18 protein-coding genes are annotated in these 20,754 nt (G+C 70.4%); 2 read left to right on the top strand and 16 right to left on the bottom strand.

Translation table 11 applies throughout. The features are described 5' to 3' along the window. Positions 1-20 precede the first annotated feature (20 nt). The 6 genes from BFN33_RS11440 to BFN33_RS11415 form a co-directional block, all read right to left on the bottom strand. Positions 21-1,535: an FG-GAP and VCBS repeat-containing protein gene (locus tag BFN33_RS11440; RefSeq protein ID WP_176742364.1), complete on the bottom strand. Its 1,515-nt coding sequence runs from the start codon at positions 1,533-1,535 to the stop codon at positions 21-23. Positions 1,536-1,711: 176 nt separating this feature from the next. Next, a complete protein-coding gene (locus BFN33_RS11435; RefSeq protein WP_069759840.1) occupies positions 1,712-2,137 on the bottom strand; it encodes a VOC family protein in 426 nt (141 codons plus the stop codon). A 65-nt stretch (positions 2,138-2,202) separates the two neighbouring features. Further along, positions 2,203-3,156, bottom strand: a complete 954-nt coding sequence (locus BFN33_RS11430; RefSeq protein WP_069759839.1) for an expansin EXLX1 family cellulose-binding protein — start codon at positions 3,154-3,156, stop codon at positions 2,203-2,205. Between the two features lie 54 nt (positions 3,157-3,210). Further along, complete coding sequence (locus BFN33_RS11425; protein WP_079140764.1) at positions 3,211-4,464, bottom strand: 4-hydroxybenzoate 3-monooxygenase; 1,254 nt, start codon at positions 4,462-4,464, stop codon at positions 3,211-3,213. A gap of 105 nt (positions 4,465-4,569) precedes the next feature. Next, positions 4,570-6,459, bottom strand: a complete 1,890-nt coding sequence (locus BFN33_RS11420; protein WP_069759838.1) for a glycoside hydrolase family 97 protein — start codon at positions 6,457-6,459, stop codon at positions 4,570-4,572. Between the two features lie 25 nt (positions 6,460-6,484). After that, the gene (locus tag BFN33_RS11415; protein WP_069759837.1) at positions 6,485-8,794 is read right to left on the bottom strand and encodes a Tat pathway signal sequence domain protein; all 2,310 of its coding nucleotides are present in this window, start codon (positions 8,792-8,794) and stop codon (positions 6,485-6,487) included. A 316-nt stretch (positions 8,795-9,110) separates the two neighbouring features. Between BFN33_RS11415 and BFN33_RS11410 the strand changes: the two genes are divergently transcribed. Then, on the top strand, positions 9,111-10,295 hold the full coding sequence (locus BFN33_RS11410) for an acyl-CoA dehydrogenase family protein (protein ID WP_069759836.1): 1,185 nt from the start codon (positions 9,111-9,113) through the stop codon (positions 10,293-10,295). Positions 10,296-10,335: 40 nt separating this feature from the next. On the opposite strand, the gene BFN33_RS11405 is transcribed toward BFN33_RS11410, so the two are convergent. Both BFN33_RS11405 and gap read right to left on the bottom strand, forming a co-directional pair. Continuing rightward, positions 10,336-11,028 carry a haloacid dehalogenase type II gene (locus BFN33_RS11405; protein ID WP_069759835.1) on the bottom strand — a complete coding sequence of 231 codons (693 nt, stop codon included), beginning with the start codon at positions 11,026-11,028 and terminating at the stop codon, positions 10,336-10,338. A gap of 110 nt (positions 11,029-11,138) precedes the next feature. Further along, positions 11,139-12,137 (bottom strand): type I glyceraldehyde-3-phosphate dehydrogenase, encoded by a 999-nt coding sequence (gene gap / locus BFN33_RS11400; protein ID WP_069759834.1) that lies wholly within the window; start codon positions 12,135-12,137, stop codon positions 11,139-11,141. Positions 12,138-12,426: 289 nt separating this feature from the next. Between gap and rox the strand changes: the two genes are divergently transcribed. After that, positions 12,427-13,890, top strand: coding sequence for a rifampin monooxygenase (rox, locus tag BFN33_RS11395; RefSeq protein WP_069759833.1), 1,464 nt, complete (start codon positions 12,427-12,429; stop codon positions 13,888-13,890). Here rox and BFN33_RS11390 read toward each other — a convergent pair. The 8 genes from BFN33_RS11390 to BFN33_RS11355 form a co-directional block, all read right to left on the bottom strand. Beyond that, the gene (locus BFN33_RS11390; RefSeq protein ID WP_069759832.1) at positions 13,874-14,830 is read right to left on the bottom strand and encodes a GlxA family transcriptional regulator; all 957 of its coding nucleotides are present in this window, start codon (positions 14,828-14,830) and stop codon (positions 13,874-13,876) included. The two genes, rox and BFN33_RS11390, sit on opposite strands and share 17 nt — an antisense overlap. Positions 14,831-14,850: 20 nt before the next feature. Continuing rightward, the gene (locus BFN33_RS11385) at positions 14,851-15,279 is read right to left on the bottom strand and encodes an OsmC family protein (RefSeq protein WP_069759831.1); all 429 of its coding nucleotides are present in this window, start codon (positions 15,277-15,279) and stop codon (positions 14,851-14,853) included. A gap of 57 nt (positions 15,280-15,336) precedes the next feature. Next, entirely contained in the window at positions 15,337-16,308 is a 972-nt protein-coding gene (locus tag BFN33_RS11380) for a phosphotransferase enzyme family protein (protein ID WP_069759830.1), read from the bottom strand. A gap of 308 nt (positions 16,309-16,616) precedes the next feature. Then, positions 16,617-17,975 carry a cytochrome P450 gene (locus tag BFN33_RS11375; RefSeq protein ID WP_176742363.1) on the bottom strand — a complete coding sequence of 453 codons (1,359 nt, stop codon included), beginning with the start codon at positions 17,973-17,975 and terminating at the stop codon, positions 16,617-16,619. 51 nt (positions 17,976-18,026) lie between these two features. After that, entirely contained in the window at positions 18,027-18,635 is a 609-nt protein-coding gene (locus BFN33_RS11370) for an ATP/GTP-binding protein (RefSeq protein WP_007386763.1), read from the bottom strand. Further along, positions 18,607-18,984, bottom strand: coding sequence for a DUF742 domain-containing protein (locus tag BFN33_RS11365; RefSeq protein ID WP_007386762.1), 378 nt, complete (start codon positions 18,982-18,984; stop codon positions 18,607-18,609). The genes BFN33_RS11370 and BFN33_RS11365 overlap by 29 nt, the downstream gene beginning before the upstream one ends. Then, on the bottom strand, positions 18,981-19,382 hold the full coding sequence (locus BFN33_RS11360) for a roadblock/LC7 domain-containing protein (RefSeq protein ID WP_069759829.1): 402 nt from the start codon (positions 19,380-19,382) through the stop codon (positions 18,981-18,983). The genes BFN33_RS11365 and BFN33_RS11360 overlap by 4 nt, the downstream gene beginning before the upstream one ends. Further along, positions 19,379-20,566 (bottom strand): ATP-binding protein, encoded by a 1,188-nt coding sequence (locus BFN33_RS11355; protein ID WP_069759828.1) that lies wholly within the window; start codon positions 20,564-20,566, stop codon positions 19,379-19,381. Before BFN33_RS11355 ends, BFN33_RS11360 begins: the two co-directional genes overlap by 4 nt. Positions 20,567-20,754 lie beyond the last annotated feature (188 nt).

The raw sequence follows: 20,754 nt of genomic DNA, 5'->3' as shown, positions 1-20,754 counted from the left end.
GACCACCGGCCGCGCCGCGCTCACTCGTCGATCACCGAGCCGAAGTAGGCCCCGTGGGCGCTGCCGCCGAGGGCGGCGGCGCCGTAGGAACGGGAACCGTCGGCGAGCAGTCCGTTACCGCTCGCGGGCAGCAGCCACACCGCGCCGTCGCCGGCGTTCTCGTCGGGCGCGGCGGCCACCAGCTCGGCCCGGCCGTCGCCGTCGGTGTCGATCAGCCGCACCTGGGCGCCCCAGCCGTCACCGGCCTCGGCGGCTCCGGGGATGCCCGGGGTGTTCTGGTCGAAGTGCTGGGCGCCGGTGCCGGTCAGGCCCGCCTGCGCGCCGCGCAGCAGCCACACCGCGCCGGCACCGGCTTCGCCGTCCGCGTCCTCGCCGGGCGCGCCGACCGCCACGTCGGCGAAACCGTCACCGTCGACGTCCGCGACGGAGAGCTCGTTGCCCCAGGAGTCGTCCTTCTCCCCCGCTCCGGGCACGCCCGGGGAGTTCTGCGACCACCACTGCGGGGCGGTGCCGGGGCCCTCCTCACCGGCGGGCCCTTCCTCACCGCCGTAGTAGACGCCGACCAGGCCGCCGGGCGCTTCCGCGTCACCGGCCGCCTCGTCCACGCCGCTGAGCTGGCCGACGACGAGGTCGTCGTAGCCGTCGCCGTTGATGTCGCCGGAGGCGGTGCCCAGGCCGCCGTGCAGGTCGCGCCCGTAGCTCAGGCCCTCCTCTCCGCCCGCGTAGAGCGCCGACCAGCCCTTGATGTAGTCGTCGTCGGGGCTGTAGCCGGAGACGACGAGGTCGGCGAAGCCGTCGCTGTCGTAGTCGCCGGTGGTCAGGTAGGCGGACTGGAGGGTGTGGCCTGTGGAGTGCGGGGTGCCGACCTGGCGCAGGACGCCGGCGTGGTACGTGAAGACGTGCAGGCCCACCTTCTGGTCCAGGACGACGAGCTGGTCGCCGTCGATGTCCCCGGTGAACCGGGCGGCGGCCACCGAATGGCCGAACCGTGCGCCCTCGGCGGGCGTGGCGGCGGCGACGGTCGCGGTGCGCCCGGTGTCGAGGCCGTTCGCGGATCCGTAGACGACGGTGACCCGGCCCGCGTCCTCGACGGTGCCCTCGTCCTCGCCGGGCGTGCCGATGACCGCGTCGTCGTAGCCGTCGCCGTCGAGGTCGCCGGTCGCGACCGCCTGTCCGAAGTGGTCCCCGGTCTCGGAGGTTCCGGGCACGCCCTTGGTCGACTGGCTGAGAAGCTGGACCCGGCCCTTGGGCACGGTGGTGTTGGTGCCGATGCCGTTGGGAGCGCCGTACTGCGCGGTGACGTATCCGGCGCCCTCCTTGCCGTCGACCGTGCCGTCCGGGACGCCGGTGAGGAGGTCGCTGTAGCCGTCGCCGTTGAAGTCGCTGTTGCGGTCGACGGCGGCGGTGCCGCCCGGGACGCCCGCGAAGGCGGTCGGTGCGGCCAGGATGCCCGCTCCCGCCAGCAGCAGGAAGGAGGCCGCCGCGACGGCGGCCGAGCCTGCGGTACGCCGCTTGGTGCGCATGGTGATGCTCATGTCTGTTCCCCCCGTGGGAAGTTGATGACCCGTCAGTCGGCTGGTCCGGCCGACCGGTCTTGGTGCAACGCAGGGTTCGACACGACGGGCCCGGAACAAGTTGTGGGGCCCGGGCGTGCTGTGACATGCCAGTGACATCCGTTGCCGCACCACGACACGCGGGGGGAATTGCAAGATCAGTGCACCGGCTCACCGATGCCCAGCAGGTTGCCCTCGCTGTCGCGGAACCAGGCCGCGCGTTCTCCTCGGGCGTTCTTGCTCGGGTAGTTGCCGTCGATGTCGGCGATGCCGTTCTTCGTACGGAAGCCGGGGAGGTCGACGTCCTCGAAGACCACGCCACGCTGCTGCAACTGCGAGACGACGGTCCCGATGTCGTCCACCTCCCATCCCATCTGGGTGAAGGTGCCGGGCGAGGCCCCTGCCGACCGGAAGAGGGCGAAGTCCGTGCCCCCGCAGCGGTACAGCAGTCCACCGGGGCGTTCGTCGACGGGCTCGAGACCCAGCTTCTCGGCGTAGAAGCGCCGGGCCCGGTCGAGGTCCTGAGCGGGAAGCCTGGTCGCCACGCGGCCCCGGGCCAGAATGTTCCTGTCGTCTGCGGTCATGCTTCCACTGTGCGCCGGTTCGCCGCCGTGTGCCGGGCGCACCCTTCCCGATCTTGAACTGACGGTCAGTGCTGGGCGAACTGGACCCGGGTCGGCTGCACGACGTCCGGCTTGACGCCGATACCGTCGATCTCCAGTCGCTCGCCGTAGATGTCGGTGATCCTGATCGCGCCACCGCAGCCGCTGCCCTGCTCGGACAGGAAGTAGTTGTAGTCCGTGCGGGGCAACTCCTTCCAGCCGGCGGCGGTTTCGACCTCCAGCCGGGCCAGCGGGTTGCGGTGGCCGATCGCCTGGACACCGCACCAGTAGCGGCTCGATCCGGTCTTGTACCGGATGGAGACCGTGTCGGAGGTGCTGGGGCTCAGCAGGCTCCAGGTGATCGGGATCCGGCCCTGTACGGGGGCGGCGAGTTTCGCGAACGCCTGGGGGCTGAGGTCGAGTTGGCCGGGCGCGCAGGGCAGGGGGCACTCGTTGGTGATGCGGACCGTGACGGAGGCGCCGCTCCCGGCCCGGACGCGGATGTACGCCCCGCACGCCCTGGACGTCTCATAGTCGGTGTGGTTCATCGCCGCGGTCATGACGTCGCTGGTGGGGCCGTACAGGCAGGCGCCGTCGCCGTTGCCCACGTCGTAGAAGGTGGCCACCCCGTCGTAGGTGACGCCCGGTTTGATCCGTCCGGTCAGCGGTGCCGAAGCGGACACCTTCCGCGCCGGAGGCGAGGACGGCGCCGTCGACGGCCTGGGCGACGCGGTGCTCGCGGTGGCCTTCGGGCTGCTGGTGCGGGCCGACGCCGAAGGTGATGCCTTGGCGGGCTTCGACTCCTGTGTCGTCGGGGTGGGCGTGCCGCTGGTGCCGGCGACGGCCGTCGCCGCGGCCGGGTCGGCGACGTCGGTCTCGTGGTCGGGGCCGAAGGTGACGAACAGGGCCGCCACGAGCGCGACGACGACGGCGACGGCCGCCGAGACGAGAGCCGTGCGTCGCCTGCCCGACGAAGAGGAACGATGCGAACGAGATGCCACTGGTGCGTCCTTCGGTGATCCGTGCGAGCCTCCGGCGGAGGGTGCTTCCGACCGTCAGTCGCCACCGCGCGCGGAAAGGTTGCCGGGGACTTCCCGGGCCACCGCCTCCCCGGTCGGGTCCAGTCCCGTCATGAGTTCCGCGAAGGCACCGGCGGCGGCCGGGGAGGTGAAGAGGCGGTCGAGACGGGCGCGGGCGAGGTTGCGCAGAAAGGGCTCGGCGTCGCCCGCGTCGTGAAGGGTCCGGGTGAGCCAGTGGGAGAACTCCTGGTCGTTCCAGACGCGGCGCAGACAGCGCGCCGAATAGGTCTGCAGGGCAGTGTCGTCGCCCTGGACGGAGTCGCGCACGGCCCGGGCGAGGAGATCGGCGTCGTACAGGGCGAGGTTCATGCCCTTGCCACCCATGGGTGACACGATGTGCGCCGCGTCGCCGACCAGGAAGAGGCGGCCGTACCGCATGGGGTCGTGGACGAGGCTGCGGAGCCGGAAGATCTCACGGTCGGTGATCGGACCGGACACGAGGCCGGGGTCGCCGAGCCTGGTGCGCAGGGCGTCCCAGACGCGGGCCTCGGGCCAGGCGTCGGGGTCGTCGTCGGGCGGGCACTGGAGGTAGTAGCGGCTGGCCTGCGGCCCTCGCGGGAAGTGCGCGGCGAAGCCCTCCCGGCTGACGGCCAGAAGGGGGTGGGCCGGGGGCGGGGCCTCGGCCAGGACGGTGAGCCAGCCGATGCCGTGGTCGAAGGCGTACGCGGTCAGCGCGCCGTCGGGGACGGCCGTACGGCTGACGCCGTGGTCGCCGTCGCAGCCGGCGACGAAGTCGCACGTGATCGTGCGGGGCGTGCCGTCGGCGGTGCGGTAGCGGACGGTCGGGCGGTCGCCGGTCAGGTCGTGCAGGGAGACGTCGGCGGCCTCGAAGCGCAGGTCGCCGCCGTCCTCGAGATAGGTGGCGGTGAGCTTCTGCACAAGGACCTGCTGAGGGCACAGGCGGGCCGGAGGGCCGTCGGAGCCGTCGCTGTCGGACACCGGATGGCTGCGGCCGTCCACCCGGAACTCCAGGATGCCGTCGTACGGGACACCGCCGAGGACCCGGTCCGTCAGCCCCCACGAGTCGAACATGCGGACCGCGCGTGTTTCGACGATGCCGGCCCGCTGGCGCTGCGCCACGTAGTCGCGGGAGCGGCGTTCCAGGACGACGCAGTCGATGCCGCTGTGCCGCAGCAGCGTGGCGACGGCCATCCCGGCCGGCCCCGCGCCGATCACCACGACGGTCGTGGATTCGGCGGAACCCGGCAACTGTCTTGCTCCTTCGGCCACTTGGGCACCTCCGGAGTCAGCCTATCGAGGACGCCGGCCGAAAAGAGGCGGATCCGATCAGCACGGGCACAGCTGATCGGATCCGTCTTCTGAACAACAGTGCGCTCAGCGGTAGCAGGTGGTGAGGCCGGGCCGCCACGGGCAGGCGAGCGCGGCGAAGCCGCCGTTGGCCACGACGTCGACGCTCAGCGTGTCGCCGCCGCGCAGGACCTGGCGGTCCTGGACGAGGCCGTCGGCGCCGTCCCGGATCGTCTCCACCAGCCATCGGCCCGGGCCGAGGGACAGCGGCACCGCGGCCGTGCGGGCGGCACCGGCGTAGATGCCGCCCAGGAACCAGCGCCCCCCGCTGCGGCGGGCCAGCACGGCCTCCTGACCGGGTTCGCCGGCGAGGAGGCGGGTGTCGTCCCAGGCCGCGGGGACCTGGTCGAAGTAGGCACGGGCGAGCGGCCGGGCATCGTACGACTCCGGGGTGCCCGCGAACATCTGCAGCCCCGACTCGTAGGCGACGGTGAGGCCGACCTCGGCCGCGTCGGAGTTGGGCCGCAGACCGACGCGCTGGAAGGCGCCGGGCGTGAAGTCCATGGAGCCGATGACATTGCGCGTGAACGGCAGGGTGGTGAGATGCGCGGCGGTGTTGGTGCGCTTCTCCTCGCCTCCGACGCCCTCCAGGGTCATGACCTGCGGCCAGGTGCGCTGGATGCCCTTGGGGATCGTGGAGCCGTGGAAGTCGATCATGAGGTGGTGGGTGGCGGTCTCCTTGAGGATGGCGTCGTACCACTGGAGCATGGGCTGCGCCTCGGAGTTCATGAAGTCGATCTTGACGCCCTTCACACCCCACTTCTCCAGGGTCGGCAGCCACTGGGCGCGTTCCTCGGGGGTGTCGAGGTCGCGCTGGTGGATCCAGACGATGATGCCGACGCCCTTGGCGCGGGCGTACCGGACGAGCTCGGGCATCCAGCTGTCGGTCTGCCAGTTCGGGTCGGTGGTGTCCCATTCGTCGGTCTTGAAGTACCAGCCCGCGTCGACGGCCTCGTAGGGCCAGTTCCGCTCTGCGGCGTAGTCGACGAAGGCTTTCTGCGCCGTCAGGCTCTGGCCGGCTTCGCGGCCGCCGGCGAGCCAGGTCCACAGCACGGTGCCGGGCCGGATCCAGGAGGGGTCGGCGACTTTGGAGGCGGGGGCGAGGTCGTCGGTGAAGGTGGACCGGGTGACGGTGGCGAGGTCACCGGTGACCATGGCCCGCCAGGGGGTGGCGAGCGGGCCGTCGGTGTGGACCCGGTCGTCGGCGAGCTTGATGCGGTAGGTGCCGGTGCCCTGGGTGTGGGCGAGCCGGGCACCGGAGTAGGCGCCGGTGAGGTCGGACTCGGCGAGCAGGGTGTAGCCGCCGTCGGTCGCGAACAGGGCCTGGTCGGAGTAGTCACCGGTGGGTGCGGTCGCGGCCGTGTACTGGGCGAACTGGCCTTCGTTGTCCACCCGGTAGGTGCCGAGCCAGCTCTTCGCGTCCGCCGGGAGATTGAAGGCGGACGTCTCGCCGAGGACGTCACCGGATCCCGCGGGCAGGGCATAGCGGTAGGCGATGCCGTCCGCGGAGGCGCGGACGACGAGGTCGAGGCGGGCGCCCGCGGCCGTGGCGAAGGAGAGACGGGTCTCGTTCATGCGGACGAGGCGGTCCAGGCGTTTGCCGGACTTCGTGCGGTAGCGCTCCTGGACCGTACGGCTCTTGCGGTGCAGGAAGCGCAGGTCCTTGGACAGGTCGGCCTGTTCGGTGACGATGCCGACGGGTGACGGCTCGATGACCGTACGGCCGTCCCGGGACACGGCGAGGCTCAGCGTGCCCGTGGCGTCGTCGAGGGTGACCTGCGCGCGCGGCGCGTGTGCTCCCGCGGACAGGGACCAGGACTGGTCGTGCGGTTCGGCCTGTGCGGGTGCCGTGGTGAGGAGTGCGGCCGCCAGCGAGGCGCAGAGTGCGGTGACCGCGGTTCTGATCGGAACTGCCATCGGATACCTCCGAGTTGTGTGGCCTTTACGGCAGACCCCAGGCCGGTCCCGGCTCGCTGACGGCGACGGGCGCGATGCTCAGGTCGGGGCGGGAGCCGGTGTGGACGAGCACCTCGCGGCCGCGGGGCAGGTCGATGGCGAGGGTGCCGTCGCCGAGGTCGCGGGTACGGGCCGCGGTGCCGTCGTCCAGCACCGCGGTGAGGCGCCCGGTGAGGCCGTGCCGGAGCTTGAGGGGCTCGCCCGCCAGGCTCCTGACCCTGATGAAGCGGGTGGTTCCCGCCTTGCGGACGGCGCTGACCAGGAAGGCGCCCTCGGTGCGGAAGTTGTGCAGGGTCAGGTCCGCCCAGGCGGTCGGGACGGCCGGGAAGACGCGGATCACTCCGCCCCAGCTCTGGCAGAACATGTCGTGCAGGGACTGCGAGGCGGACAGCGGGGTCTCGATGACCGGGCCGGACTCCGTGTAGTGGGTGTTGGGCCGGCACGGGTAACGGGTGGTGGGGTCGAAGAACTTGCGGAGGTAGCTGATCGCGGTGTCGCCGTCGCCGCTCATCGCGTACATGGAGGCCGCGCCGGTGTAGCTGTAGCCGCGGTGGGCGCCGGTCAGCGCGTGCCAGTGGACCAGCGACTTGGTGATGAGGTCGCGGTTCTCGGGCTGGTCCCAGTTGACGAGGTAGAGGGGATAGACCATCAGCAGGTGCGAGTAGTGGCGGTGGGACTGGGCGTAGGGGGTGTCGGCACCGATCATGAAGCCGTTCGCGTCGACCGGGTACGGCGTGAGCCGGGCCAGCACCTCCTGCCAGCGCGGGGCCAACTCGTCGTCGATGCCGAGGAGTTCGGCGGAGTCGAGGAGGGTCCGGCAGCCCCAGCGGATCAGGGCCAGGTCGTAGTTGGTGTCCTGCGGCGGTACGACGGGGTATTCGGGCGAGAGGGTGCTGGGCAGGTGGAGCTTGCCGTCGCTGCCCGGGGTGAGGAAGTGCAGGTAGTAGTTGATGGCCCGGCGCAGCACCGGGTAGATCGTGTCGCGCAGCAGGGACTTGTCCATGGAGTGCCGGTACGACAGCCACACGTTGTGCAGGGCCCAGGTGAGGTCGCCGGTCTCGGCGCCGGTGCCGGGCCGGCCGACGCCGCGGTTGGCGAACATGTCGGAGCTGCGGCCGATGCCGGAGCTGTCGGCGCGGTAGGCGGCCGGCACGTTGGCGCTCAGCTGTTCCTGGTTCTGGCGCAGGGTGGTGGCCAGCGAGTCGAGCTCCGGGTGGTTGAAGCCGTGGATGAGCCAGTACTCCAGTTGGACGTTGAGGTTCCACCAGACCGCGGGCCAGGGCGTGGGCTCCAGCCAGGGTCCGGAGGTGGCCATGACGGGGCCGCCGGCGCGGCTCGCGGAGGCGACCTTGTAGAGCTGGATCCAGTGGAAGCTCTGGAGCCGCTGGTCGGGGAACGAGACGAAGCTCTTGCGGTAGAACTCGTGCCACCAGTCGGTGTGGCGGCTCCTGAGCGCGCTGTACGACTTCACGCGGCGGAGGTTGCGCAGCGAGTCGGCCTCCGCTGCGGTGCCGGAGGGGTGGCTGTGGCCGACGCTGAGGAGCAGGTCGTCGCCGGTGCGGCGGTGGGCGGTGGCGGTCTGGCCGCCGCCGGTGAGGGGCTGGAGGACCTGTTCGGTGCCGTCGGTGGCGGTGCGGGTGGTCCAGGGCGGGTTGGCGGTGTAGTCGGCGGGCGGAGCCTCGCTGATCTTGCGGGGGCTGATGGCCTCCTCGGGGTGGAAGGTCCAGCCGGCCCGTTCACCGCCGGCGGCCTTCACCCGGACGGCCAGGACTTCGTCGTGGATGAGGGCGGCGAGGGTGAGGGTGCCGGCCGTGGTGGTGACCGTGCCGGTGAGTTCGGCGTTCCACAGGCTCAGCCGCCAGTCGACGGCGGTGATGGTGCCGACCGGTTCGAGGGTGAGGTGGCCTACGGGGAGACGACAGGTTCCCCAGCCGCTGCCGAACTCGGGGCGGTGGTCCTGGACCCGGCCGTGCTGGACGGTGAAGCGGATCCGGTTGGCGCCGGGCTCCTGATAGATCATGCTGCCGAGTTGGCCGTCGCCGAGGAAGGGGCCCTCGTACCAGAGGGTGGGCAGCTTGGTCCACAGCAGGTCCTGGTCGCGCAGGAAGCGGGACCATGCGCCGTCGGTGGTCATGGTGTCCCGGAGTTTCCAGGGGCTTCCGGCGGCACCTGCCGAAGACATCGGTTCTTCGGCGCGGGCCGTACCGGGTAACGCGGCCACCGCGGCTCCGCCCAGCGCGGTGCCGAGTACGGCCCTGCGGGCCGGCTGCGAGTGTCTCTCCGGCTGTGAGGTCATCGTCGTCCTCTCTACCTGACGGATCCTCGATACATCGGGTGTATCGGGGAACCTAAGAGGCCCTTGTGTACCTGTCAATGACTTCAGCACCATGCGAACCACATGACAGTCAGGACATTCATGGGGCTGCTCACTCCGGAGCTCCATGTCAGCAGGCCTAGGCCAGCCCTTTGACCCATCCGATGTATCCGCGTCGTTCAGGGCGTGGGCGCCTGCGTCCATGGCTCGTCAGCCCGGCCTGAAGGGGCCGTTGACACCTCACAGGTTCGGCGTCACGGTGAGGGTTCCCTGCGCAACGGGCCCCGGAGGTCTTGCCTTGGCTGGTTCATCCGCACCGAACTCGGACGCCGAACTCGTCGAACGTGTACGGAAACTTCAGCCCCTCATCCGTTCGCACGCCCTGCGCACCGAACAGGAACGCCGGGTGACAGGCGAGGTCGTCACGGCTCTCACGGACGCCGGGGTCCTCCGCATGAACGTGCCTCACCGGTACGGCGGTTACCAGGCCTCGGTGCGTACGCAGGTCGACGTACTGAGCGAGGTCTCCGCCGCGTGCGGGTCGACGGGGTTCATGGCGCTGATCCAGGCCGGGTGTGCCTTCATCGCGGCGCTCTTCCCGGACGAGGCGCAGGACGAGATCTTCACCGGCCCCGGCATACGGGTCAGCGGCACGCTCGTACCGAGGGCGAAGGCTCGTCCGGTGGACGGCGGTTACGTCGTCGACGGAACCTCTCCGTTCGCCACCGGCTGCCAGGACTCCCACTGGCACCTGCTGACCGCTGTCGCGGACTCCGGGGGCGGCCCACCGGAACTGCTGTGGACGGCCGTTCGGATGACCGACCTCGACGTGCTCGACGACTGGCACGTCTCAGGTCTGGCCGGGAGCGGCAGCAACAGCGTCGTCGCCCGTGACGTCCATGTGCCGGCCCACCGTGTGCTGCCCCTGGGGCCGTTGCTTGGCGGGTCCTTCCCCTCGCGGCGCAACGGCGCCGACCCCTTCTACGGCATGCCCGTCCTCCTGCTGTTCTGTGCATGGACAGCGGCCGGTGCCCTCGGTCCGGCCCGGGCGGCGCTCGCGGAGTTCGGCGAGCGCATCCATCAACGGGGCATCACCTACACGGTCTACGAGCAGCAGCACACCGCCCCGGTGACGCATCTGCAGTTCGCCGAGGCCGCGATGAAGATCTCCTGCGCCGAACTGCTCACCGCCGACTTCGTCTCACTGATCGACGCCCGGGTCGCGGACGGCAATCCGTACACGCCGGAGGAACGGGCTCGGATCCGCGCCCAGGCCGGCTATGTGGCGCGGCTGTGCAAGGAGGCCGTGGATCTGATCGGTTCCGCATCGGGGGCGTCGTCGCTGCGTCTGGAGGTGCCGGTCCAGCGTGCCGTGCGGGACCTCAACGCCCTGAGTCTGCACTCCTTCGTCAACCCCGCCGCCAATCTGGAGCTGTACGGGCGGGTGTTGTCCGGGTTGGACGCCGGTACGCCGTTCCTCTAGCGCGCCTCCCTCCGGCCACCGGCAAATGGCGGCCGGGGATCTACCTGTCCGTCAGCGCGCTGACCAGTTGGTCCAGTCCGTCGAACCGTTCGTCGAAGTCGTCGCGGTCCGTCGGCGGGTCCCCGACGGGCCGGTGGACGTAGGCGGTCCGCATCCCCTTCGCCTGGGCTCCGCGCAGGTCCCAGGCGTGGGCGGCCACCATGAGGACGCGGTCCGGTGCGCATCCTGCGGTGTCCAGGGCGAGTTGGTACACCTCCGGGGCCGGCTTGTAGGCCTGGACGGTTTCGGCGGACAGGGCCTGGTGCCAGCGGAGTCCGGCATGGGCGTTGAGCCGGAGCAGCGCGGTGTGTGCGGCGTTGGAGAGCCCGAGCACGGGGAAGTGCCGGGACAGCTGCTCGAGACCGGCCGGAGAATCGTCCCAGGGAGGCAGGCGCCGCCCCGCCGTGGCCAGCCGGGCCACGGTCGACGGATCGGCGAACCCGGCCCGGGCGGCGATCAGTTGAGCGGCTTCTGCGTCGATGACGGAGGTGCTGGCGTACGCACGGTCGCCCTGGCCGATACGTTGCTGCTCTCGTTCGCCGTACCGCTGCCACAGCGCGAGCAGTTCGTCGACCTGCGCCTCGTCGGACCCGGGCACCGCTTCACGGATCCCCGCTCGAAGCCCGCTCGGTTCGTCGACGAGGGTGCCGAGGACGTCGAAGACGACGACCTCGATGTCACGGATCGCGGCCATGCGGACTCCCGTCGACGCCGATGTCATCTACTCGACCGGTGATGATCCTGTCATCCAGGATCATCACCGGCCAAGACGGTCACGCGCGGCTGTCCGTGTCCGGGTCCCGGTCAGCCGTTGGCCAGGAGCTCCAGCGTGTCGATCACGCGGTTCGAGAAACCCCACTCGTTGTCGTACCAGGCGACGACCTTCACATGGCGGCCCTCGACGCGGGTCAGAGCCGAATCGAAGATCGACGAGGCGGGGTTGCCCGTGATGTCCGAGGAGACGAGCGGGTCCTCCGAGTACTCGAGGACGCCCGCGAGGGGCCCCTCGGCGGCGGAGCGGTAGGCCGCCAGTACGTCCTCGCGGGTCACGTCACGCGAGACGGTCGTGTTCAGCTCGACGATGGAGCCGACAGGGACCGGGACGCGGATCGAGTCGCCGGACAGCTTGCCGTCCAGGTTGGGCAGCACGAGTCCGATCGCCTTGGCTGCGCCGGTCGTCGTGGGCACGATGTTGACGCCGGCGGCGCGGGCGCGACGGGCGTCGCGGTGCGGGCCGTCCTGGAGGTTCTGCTCCTGGGTGTAGGCGTGCACGGTCGTCATGAAGCCGTGCTCGATGCCGGCGAGCTCGTCGAGCACATGGGCGAGCGGTGCGAGCGCGTTGGTCGTGCACGAGGCGTTGGAGACGATCGTGTGCACGTCCGGGTCGTAGGCGTCGGTGTTGACCCCGTAGGCCAGCGTGACGTCGGCGCCGTCCGAGGGCGCGCTGACGAGGACCTTCTTCGCGCCCGCGTCGAGGTGGGCGCGGGCGGCCTTGGCCGAGGTGAACCGCCCGGTGGCCTCCAGCACCATGTCGACGCCGAGCTCGGCCCACGGCAGTTGCGCCGGTTCACGCTCGGCGAGCACGGTGATGCGACGGCCGTCGACGACCAAGGTGTTGCCGTCGACGGTCACCGGACGGCCGAGTCGGCCGGCCGTGCTGTCGTAGGCGAGCAGCCTCGCGAGAGTGGCGGGCTCGGTGAGGTCGTTGACGGCGACGACCTCCAGGGCGCTGTCCCGTTCGAGGAGCGCGCGCAGCACATTGCGTCCGATGCGGCCGAATCCGTTGATGGCGATGCGAGTCATGAATGGTGTCCCTTCCCTATGCCCACCAGGCTCGCGCGCGGCGTCGCTCGCTGACAGTGGCGGGATCGCCATGGTTCAAAAGGATCGCGCCACACGCTCTTCGGAAAGGGTTGGACGGAGCAATGCCCGGGCTTGTAGCTTGCAGTCGACCGCGACGCCGCCCGAGGAGGTGAGACCCATGAACGCTGTATCGATGTGGGTGCTCCCCCTTGCCGTCACGGTCGGGCGATTGACGTAGGTGTCGCCGGGAGCGCCGCCACCACAAGGCACTCCCGAGAGGCAACACCTCATGTTCGATGTGATCATTTCCGGCTGCGGGTCGACTGGCGCGATGCTGGCCGCAGAACTCCGGCTGCACGATGTGCGGGTACTCGTTCTGGAGAAGGAAACCGAGCCCCCGTCCTTCGTGCGCATCGTCGGTCTGCACATGCGCAGTCTTGAGCTGATGGCCATGCGCGGGCTACTGGACCGGATGCTCGAACACGGCAGAAGGCGTCCGGTCGGTGGGCTCTTCGCCGCCATCGACAAACCTGCGCCCAAGGACCTGGATTCCGCGCACGCCTATCTGCTGGGCATCCCGCAGCCAGTGATCGAGCGCCTGCTCGAAGAGAACGCGACCCAACTGGGTGCGCAGGTCCGGCGCGGTGGTGCGGTGACCGGTTTCGAGCAGGACGACAAAGGTGTGACCGTTGAGCTGGCCGACGGCGAACGGCTGCGTTCGCGCTATCTCGTCGGCTGTGACGGCGGGCGCAGCACGGTGCGCGAGCTGCTCGGCGTCGGCTTCCCCGGTGAGCCCTCGCGCACCGAGACGCTGATGGGCGAGATGAAAGTGGGTGTGCCGCAGGAGGAGGTCGCCGCGAAGGTGGCCGAGATCGGCAGAACCAATAAGCGCTTCTGGCTCAGGCCCTTCGGGGAAGGCGCGTACAGCGTCGTAGTGCCTGCCGCGGGAGTCGGCGATCGTGCGGAACCGCCCACCCTCGAGGACTTCAGACAACAGCTGCGCGCTGTCGCCGGAACCGATTTCGGCGTGCACTCCCCGCGCTGGCTGTCCCGATTCGGGGACGCCACCCGGCTGGCCGAACGCTATCGGGTGGGGCGGGTGCTGCTGGCCGGCGACGCGGCACACATCCATCCGCCCACCGGCGGACAGGGTCTCAACCTGGGCGTTCAGGACGCCTTCAACCTCGGCTGGAAACTGGCCGCACAGATCCGCGGCTGGGCGCCGGAAACACTGCTGGACACCTACCAGGCCGAACGCCGTCCGGTCGCCGAGGACGTGCTGGACAACACCCGCGCCCAGATGGAACTGCACTCCACCGAACCGGGCCCGCAGGCCGTGCGCAGGCTGCTCACCGAACTGATGGACTTCGACGAGGTGAACCGCCACCTCATCGAGAAGATCACCGCGATCGGTATCCGCTACGACTTCGGCGAGGGCCCCGAGCTGCTCGGCCGTCGCCTGCCCGACCTCGACGTGAAAAGCGGCCGCCTCTACGGTCTGCTGCATCGCGGCCGCGGACTGCTGCTGGACCGCACCGAACGCCTGTCCGTGGGCGGCTGGGCGGACCGGGTCGATCACCTCGCGGACCCCACCGCGGCACTCGATGTTCCCTGCGTCCTGCTGCGCCCCGACGGTCACGTCGCCTGGATCGGCGACGATCAGCGGGACCTTGACGACCACCTCTCCCGCTGGTTCGGCAAGCCGGCCCGGCCGGACCGCCGCTCAGCTCCCACGGCTACTCGCCCCGGGTGAAGGTGCGCCGGTACTCGCTCGGCGTCGTTCCCAGGATCCGCTGGAAGTGCAGGCGCAGGTTCGCCCCGGTGCCGAGCCCGACGTCGGTCGCGATCTGCTCGACACTGCGCTCCGAACGCTCCAGCAGCTCACGGGCCATGTCGATGCGGGCCCGCATGACCCACTGCATCGGCGTGTATCCGGTCTCCTCGACGAAGCGCCGCGAGAAGGTGCGCGGCGAGACCGCGGCCTGGCGCGCCAGGAGGTCGAGGCTGAGGGGTTCGTCGAGCCGGTGCAGGGCCCACTCCCGGGTGGCGGCGAAGCGCTCGCCGAGCGGCTCGGGCACGCTGCGCGGCACGTACTGCGCCTGACCGCCACTGCGGTAGGGGGCCGCGACCAGGCGCCGGGCCGCGTGGTTGGACGCGGCCACGCCGAGGTCGCCGCGCAGGATGTGCAGACACAGGTCGATGCCGGAGGCGGCGCCGGCCGACGTCAGGACCCGGCCCTCGTCGACGAACAGCACGTTCTCGTCGACCCGGATGAGGGGATGCCTCGCCGCGAGCGCCCTCGTGTAGTGCCAGTGGGTCGTGGCGCGTCTGCCGTCGAGCAGGCCGGTCGCGGCCAGCGCGAACGCGCCGGTCGAGATGGCGGCCAGCCGCGTGCCCCGGCCGTGGGCGGCGACCAGCGCCTCGACGACGGCCGGCGGCGGGTCCTCGCGGTCCGGGAACCGGTAGCCGGGGATGAAGACGAGGTCCGCCCAGGCGAGCGCCTCCAGACCGTGGGCGACGTGGTACGACAGCCCGTCCCCACCGCTCACCAGCCCCGGGGCCGCGCCGCACAGCCGCACCTCGTACGGCATGCTCGCGCGGGTGGTGAACACCTGCGCGGGGATGCCGACGTCGAGCGGCTTGGCACCTTCGAGGACGAGAACGGCGACGCGGCGAAGGCGGGAGGCGGACACGGGGACAGGCTACGCAGAGGTCAGGCGTCCTCGACCGTCGCGGTGACGGGCGTGCCGATCTCGACCGTGCGGCTGACCGTGCACAGGCGGTCGTGGGAGGTCTGCACCGCGCGGGGCAGGATGGTGCGGGCCCGGTCGGCGCCCTCGCCGTCGGGGAAGGTGACGGTGAAGGTGACCGCGAGGTCGGTCAGCCGGTTGCCGAGCTCGTCGTTGATCTTGTTGCCGCTCACCTCGACGGAGAAGGAGGTCGGCTCGGCGTGCCGGCTGGTGGCGAGGTCGACGTCCACCGCCGTGCAGCCGCCGAGCGCGGCTAGGAGCAGTTCGACCGGTGTGAACTCGCTGTCGGAGCCGGTGCCGAAGCTGATCGTGCCGCCGCGGGTGTTGGTGGCGACGAAGTGGCCGGTGCTGGTGCGCTCGACGGTCACGGACCGCGCGGAGTTTTCGCTCATGCCGAGGACATTAGTCCGGGGTGCCGAGCGGTGCCCGCGGGCATCGGGTCTGGTCCGTCACCACTCGGCCGCCAGCGCCTCCACCAGCCGGGAGACGGCGGTCGGGTCCGGCAGGCTGCGCAGCTTGGCCACGGCCTCGCGGCTCCCGAAGGCACGCTGCTCGGCCGTCATCGCCGGATCGACCGCGCACTCGGCCTGTACGTACACGTAGTTGAGGTCGGTCGCGAAGAGCATCGAGAACGCGTCCAGGTTCTTGATCACGGCGCGGCCCCCGGCGTCCCGGTAGGCCCGCACCAGGCGCCGTGCCGCGTCGACGTCGAAGCGGTTGCCGCCCGACCACACGTGGACGGCGCGGGCCAGTTCACGCTCCGCCGAGACGGGCCCGGCGTTGTCCCAGTCGAGCAGGACCGGTCCGTCGGGGCCGACCAGAACGTTCTGCGGCCGCATGTCGAGATGGGAGGTCACCACGTCGCCGGGGGACGACGGCGAGACATGCCGCGCCAGCTCGACGGCTGTCGTGGCGACGAACCGGCCCAGCTCCCCCGCCCAGGGCAGACCGGCCCGCTCCACCTTCCCGAGCAGTTCGGCCCAGTCGGACTCCGGGTTGCACCGTTCGTACCAGCCGCTCGGTGTCCCGCTCGTGCCCGCTCCCGCCTTGTGCAGGATGGCGAGCGTACGGCCGCACCAGCTCAGGGTCGCCGGGTCCGACGGGTCGGCCGCGGTGCCGTCGACCCAGTCGTACAGCTTCACGTAGGAACCCTCGGGGAGCCGTACGACATGGGCGCCGGTGCGGTCGGCCATGAGACGCGGCGCGGAGATGCCGAGCGTCTCCGCCGCGCCGCGCAGTGCGGACTCGGCGCCGACGTCCGGCTCTTCCTTCTCGAAGAGCAGCTCCTTCACCGCCCAGGCGGTGCCGTTCCCGGACAGTTTCCAGATCTGTCCCAGGGCGCCGCGGGCGACGGGCGTCATCGTCCAGTCCCCCGGGCCGAGCGCATAGGTGTCCGCGATGAGCTCAGCCGTGTTCCGCATACAACTCCCCGCTCCTGCCGCGCAGTTGATCTCAGCCTATCCGCAGCAGTCCGATGTCCCGGCCGAACCGGTCTCCAGTCGGCAGAAGCAGGCCACGGCCTCCTCGTGATGGAAGGCGTACGTCCACACCAGGCCACGGTCGAATCAGAGTTGGGCCTCGGCGGAGTCGGTGGTGACGGGTCTGCCCGAGGAAGGGCTTTTCGGCCGCGTGGGAGCCGATCTGTCGCCCGAACGAACGCAGGTGCCGGAGAGAGGACTTGGGAGACCGTCAGTCCTCTCTGCGGCACCTGCCGGGCGGTGCTAAGCCGTCACACACGGAAGATCTCGAGGAAACTGCTCCAGAAGCCCTTCTTGGCCGGCTTCTGCGCCGCGGGCGCGGGCGCGGGGACGCGTGCCCCGGGAGCGGACTGCTGGACGACGGTCGGGCGGGGCGCGGTGGGCACGCCGTACGCCGATGCCATGCGGGTGGCCGGGGTGGGGCTGAACTGGACGGGGAGGGTGGCCAGGGCGCGGTGGAACGGGCCGGGACGCCACTCCAGTTTCTGGGCCGGGACGCTCAGGACCAGGTCGGGCAGGGCGTTGAGGATCAGCTCGATGGCGGTGACCGCGATGACCTGGGCCGGGCTCTTGGCCGGGCAGGCATGCGGGCCCGCACCCCAGGCGAGGTGGGCGCCGCGGCTGTGGGCCTGGCCCGACGAGGTGAGCGCCGGGTCGCTGTTGGCTCCCGCGAAGCTGATGACCAGAGGGGAGTTCGCCTGAACGACCACTCCGCCGAGGTCGACGTCCTGCACCGGGAAGTGCGTCGCGTAGTTGGCGATCGGCGGGTTGTTGAGCAGGACGTGGTCGAGGGCGTCCTCGATCTGCATGCTCGGCCCGTTGTCGCCCTCCCGGTCGAGGAGCAGCAGGAGGGAGTTGGCGATGAGGTTGCGCTCGGGCTCCACGCCGGCGCCCACCAGCATCACCAGCTGGTCCTTGAGCTCCTCGTCGCTGAGGCCCGCGGGGTGCTGGACCAGCCAGGAGGTGATGTCGTCGCCGGGTTCGCGGCGCTTGAGGGAGACCAGCTCCATGAAGCAGGCGGTGAGTTCGTCGCTGGCACGCAGCGCGTCCTTGCCGTCGAACATGTCGGCCATCGCGCTCGTGACGCGGTCACCGATGGCGGCGGGGCAGCCGAAGAGCTTGTTGATCATCAGCAGCGGCAGCAGCTTGGCGTAGTCGTTGATCAGGTCCGCCCGGCCCCGCTCACTGAACTGGTCGATGAGGTAGGCGGCGATCGGTTCGACATCGCGGCGGATGCGGGTGACGTTGAGCCGGTCGAGGCTCTCGGTGACCGCCTTGCGCAGCCTGAGGTGCTGGGCGCCGTCGGTGAACAGGCAGTTGGGCCGGTACGCCATCATCGGCAGGACGGGGCTGTCGAGGGGAACGCGGCCGTCGTTGAGGGCGGTCCAGCGGCGGCCGTCACGCGCGAACAGGGAGGGGTTCTGGAGCACCCGCAGGGCCGTCTCGTGTCCGACGACCAGCGTGGCGTCGACGCCGGGGGCCAGTTCCACCGGGCCGGCCGGTCCGTGCGCCCGGAGGTAGTCGTAGACCTTCTGGGGGTCCGCGGCGAAGGAGCCGTCGTACATGGGGCATCTGGCCGCACCGGTGGCGGCCGTGTCGTGAACGTCCATGTCTGTGTCCTTTGGTGGCCCGGACCGTGTGGTCCGGGCGGGGGTGGTGGTTCAGGCGGCGCGGTCGAGGAGGTGACGCACGAGGGCGATCAGGGCGCGGGCGGAGGAGCGCTGGTCCCGGGCGTCGCAGTAGATGACGGGGGTGTCCGGAAGCAGGTCGAGTGCTTCGCGGATCTCGTCCTCCTCGAAGTGGCTGGTCTGCGAGAAGGTGTTGACGGCGATCGCGTACTCGAGGCCGTACTCGTCGATCAGGTCGATGACCGGGAAGGTCTCCTCCAGGCGTGAGGGGTCGACCAGGAGCAGGGCGCCGAGCGCGCCGCGGGCCATGTCCTCCCACAGCTGCATGAAGCGCTGCTGTCCGGGGGTGCCGAACAGGTACAGCACCAGCTCGTCGCTCAGGGTCAGCCGGCCGAAGTCCAGCGCCACGGTGGTGGTCGCCTTCTCCGGCGCCCCGCGCAGGTCGTCGACGTGCATGGACGCCTGCGTCATCTTCTCCTCGGTGCGCAGAGGAGTGATCTCCGACAGGGACCCGATGAAGGTCGTCTTGCCCACGGCGAAGTGTCCGACCACCAGGATCTTCGCGGCGGTGGTCACGTCGGCGGACACGTAGATGGAGCCGTTCGCCCCGGGGTCAGCCGATGTTGAGGGTTTCGAGTCCATGCAGAACCTTCTCGAGTATCGCTCGGGGAACGTGCTGGGCGGGGGCCGGTTCAGCGCGACGCAGGAGGTGCCCCTGTTCGAATAAATCGGACAGCAGCAGTCGGGCCACGCCGACGGGCAGTCCCAGATGACCGGCGACTTCGGCGACCGACAGGTAGCCGCCCGAACAGAGCTCCCAGATGGCCCGTACCTCGGGTCCGGCCCCGAGCGGCAGGGTCCGGTCGGGGGCCAGGCACACCAGCGTGTGCAGGGCCAGGTCGTCGTCGGAGGGGAGACGACGGCCGCCCGTGATGACGTAGGAGCGGACGAAGTCGCTGGTTACGGGAGCGTCCTCGCCAGGCCAGGTCATGCGTCTACGCCGGTGTTCTGGCGCGGAGTGGCGCTCATCGCCTTGGTCAGCGCGCCCACCGTCTTCTGCATCCGGATCGACATGGCCTCCATGTCGACGTCCAGGGCGGTGGAGACGGCGAGGTAGGAGCCGCTGCCCCCGGCGATGAGGAAGATCCATCCTCCGTCGAACTCGATCAGTGTCTGCTTCCAGAGGCCCCTGCCGCCGCCGACGAAGGGGGCGACGCTGCGGCACAGGGACTGCAGGGAGCTCATCGCGGCGGCGTTGCGTTCCGCGTCGTCACGGACGATGCCGTCGGACCGCTGCATCAGCAGGCCGTCCGCCGAGACGAGGATGGCGTGGCGGGCTCCGCGCACCTCGAGCACGTCGTTCAGCACCCACGACAGATCGGGATTCACTGGTTCTGAGGTCCTTCCGTGTTGTCTGAGTCCCGCCCGAGCAGGGTTCCGCGAGCGAATGCCTTGAGCCGCGACGCGGTCTCTTCGCCGGCCGCGTCCAGGTCGGGTACGTCCACGCCGGGCGAGGCCACCACGGAGACGGAGCCGTTGCGCCGCCGGCGGCGCTTGGGAAGTCCTCCGGCGGTCTGTCCGACGACGAGGGAGGCCACGGGGGCCGGCTTGGCCGCCATGGGCTCGCCCTCGTGCTCGTCGAGTTCGACGGGTGCGGGTGCGGGCACGTCCGCCGTCAGAAGGTTCTCGGGCACCCGGATCACGGCACGCACACCGCCGTAGGGGGAGACCGCGTCGACGGAGACGTGGAACCCGTAGTGGGCGGCGAGCTTCCCGGAGAGGGCGAAGCCGAACTTGGGCGGGTCGCCGAGACTCGTGATGTCCACGGAGCCGCCGGTGGTCAGCAGGGACGCGGCGCGGGCCTTGGTCTCCTGGTCCATACCGAGACCGGCGTCGTCGACGATCAGGCATATCCCGGTGGGGACGGCCTGGATGTTGATCTCGACGGGGGTGCCGGGGGCGCTGTACTTGGTGGCGTTGTCCAGCAGTTCGGCCAGGACCATGGCGACCGGTTCGACCGCGCGGCTGGTGATGGCGACGTTGGCCTGGGAGTGGACCCTGACCCGCTCGAAGTCACGGATCCGCCCCTGGGCGCTGCGGGCGACGTCGTACACCGAGGCGTCCCGGTCACGCCGGCCGAGCCACCCGCCGCAGAGCACGGAGATGCCCTTGGTGCGGCGGCTGAACTGGCTGCCGGTGTGGTCGACCAGCATCAGGTCGGCGAGGACCGCGTGGTCGTCGCCGTACTTCTGCTGGAGGCCGTCGAGCAGGGCCAGCTGCTCCTCGGCCAGGGTCGCCAGGGTGCCGACGGCCGACTTCAGGGTCGCCTTCGTCGCCGACTCGGCGTCCTTGCGCACCTCTTCCAGGTCCGCGGCGTGCCGCGCACTCACCGACGAGTAGGTCGTCTGGAGCTCGGCGAGCTGGCCTCGGACACCGGCCACGTCGCCGTGCAGTTTGTTGTTGTTCGCGCGGAGCTGGATGTTGGTTCTCCGTGCGCGCATCACTGCGAAAATCGCAGCGATGAGTACCACGAGCAGGACCCACAGGAGTGGATCTTCGAACAATGACGTCATGAGACTCTCTTCAAGTCGCCTCGCGTCGGGAGACTGACCATGCATGGGCCTCCGGAAATGCCCGCCACCGTGCGGCGCGGACCTTACCGGCGGACCAACCGTCACTCCTTCACGATGGGGCCGTTTTGGCTGTCCCCCGTACGCGCGTATGACGCGTCATCAGCCTACTGAAAAGTGTAATGATCTTA

This window comes from Streptomyces sp. LUP47B, assembly GCF_001746295.1.
Classification (GTDB): domain Bacteria; phylum Actinomycetota; class Actinomycetes; order Streptomycetales; family Streptomycetaceae; genus Streptomyces.
Note: the sequence above shows the minus strand (reverse complement) of the source record. Positions and strands in the feature narration are given on the sequence as shown.

What these genes read in the sequence shown, in the direction of transcription:
- BFN33_RS11375 (WP_176742363.1), bottom strand. Translation starts at nt 17,975, where the DNA reads ATGGACGTTCACGACACGGCCGCCACCGGTGCGGCCAGATGCCCCATG.
- BFN33_RS11385 (WP_069759831.1), bottom strand. Translation starts at nt 15,279, where the DNA reads ATGAGCGAAAACTCCGCGCGGTCCGTGACCGTCGAGCGCACCAGCACC.
- BFN33_RS11440 (WP_176742364.1), bottom strand. Translation starts at nt 1,535, where the DNA reads ATGAGCATCACCATGCGCACCAAGCGGCGTACCGCAGGCTCGGCCGCC.
- gap (WP_069759834.1), bottom strand. Translation starts at nt 12,137, where the DNA reads ATGACTCGCATCGCCATCAACGGATTCGGCCGCATCGGACGCAATGTG.
- BFN33_RS11420 (WP_069759838.1), bottom strand. Translation starts at nt 6,459, where the DNA reads ATGGCAGTTCCGATCAGAACCGCGGTCACCGCACTCTGCGCCTCGCTG.
- BFN33_RS11435 (WP_069759840.1), bottom strand. Translation starts at nt 2,137, where the DNA reads ATGACCGCAGACGACAGGAACATTCTGGCCCGGGGCCGCGTGGCGACC.
- BFN33_RS11380 (WP_069759830.1), bottom strand. Translation starts at nt 16,308, where the DNA reads ATGCGGAACACGGCTGAGCTCATCGCGGACACCTATGCGCTCGGCCCG.
- BFN33_RS11370 (WP_007386763.1), bottom strand. Translation starts at nt 18,635, where the DNA reads ATGGACTCGAAACCCTCAACATCGGCTGACCCCGGGGCGAACGGCTCC.
- BFN33_RS11355 (WP_069759828.1), bottom strand. Translation starts at nt 20,566, where the DNA reads ATGACGTCATTGTTCGAAGATCCACTCCTGTGGGTCCTGCTCGTGGTA.
- BFN33_RS11365 (WP_007386762.1), bottom strand. Translation starts at nt 18,984, where the DNA reads ATGACCTGGCCTGGCGAGGACGCTCCCGTAACCAGCGACTTCGTCCGC.
- BFN33_RS11415 (WP_069759837.1), bottom strand. Translation starts at nt 8,794, where the DNA reads ATGACCTCACAGCCGGAGAGACACTCGCAGCCGGCCCGCAGGGCCGTA.
- BFN33_RS11405 (WP_069759835.1), bottom strand. Translation starts at nt 11,028, where the DNA reads ATGGCCGCGATCCGTGACATCGAGGTCGTCGTCTTCGACGTCCTCGGC.
- rox (WP_069759833.1), top strand. Translation starts at nt 12,427, where the DNA reads ATGTTCGATGTGATCATTTCCGGCTGCGGGTCGACTGGCGCGATGCTG.